Raw genomic sequence first — 311 nt, 5'->3', positions numbered from 1 at the left:
CCCCCCTCAAGATGAGATTTCCCAATTCGTAAGACCCCTTGAAGACGACGAGGTAGATAGGTTGGGGGTGGAAGTGCAGTAATGCATGGAGCTGACCAATACTAATCGGTCGAGGGCTTATCCTAAAGTAAAACACAAATGAGTTTCGGATCCAGTTTTCAGGGTGTAACCTTGATATAAATGTTTAATATTCCCTGATAGCTCAGTTGGTAGAGCACTCGACTGTTAATCGAGTTGTCACAGGTTCGAGTCCTGTTCGGGGAGCCATATGGAGAGGTGTCCGAGTTGGCCGAAGGAGCACGATTGGAAAT

1 tRNA gene and 1 rRNA gene are annotated in these 311 nt (G+C 46.9%); both read left to right on the top strand.

Annotated elements, in window-relative coordinates:
• Window positions 1-125: ribosomal RNA gene (locus WA407_RS26410) — 23S ribosomal RNA — on the top strand; the annotation flags it as partial.
• Between the two features lie 66 nt (window positions 126-191).
• Window positions 192-267: transfer RNA gene (locus tag WA407_RS26405), tRNA-Asn, on the top strand.
• Window positions 268-311 lie beyond the last annotated feature (44 nt).

Origin of the sequence: Paenibacillus sp. 203, assembly GCF_037027525.1 — a bacterium.
In the GTDB taxonomy this organism is placed as follows: Bacteria; Bacillota; Bacilli; order Paenibacillales; family Paenibacillaceae; genus Paenibacillus; species Paenibacillus polymyxa_B.
The sequence above is the reverse complement of the archived record's forward strand: the minus strand, read 5'-3'. Positions and strand labels throughout refer to the sequence as shown.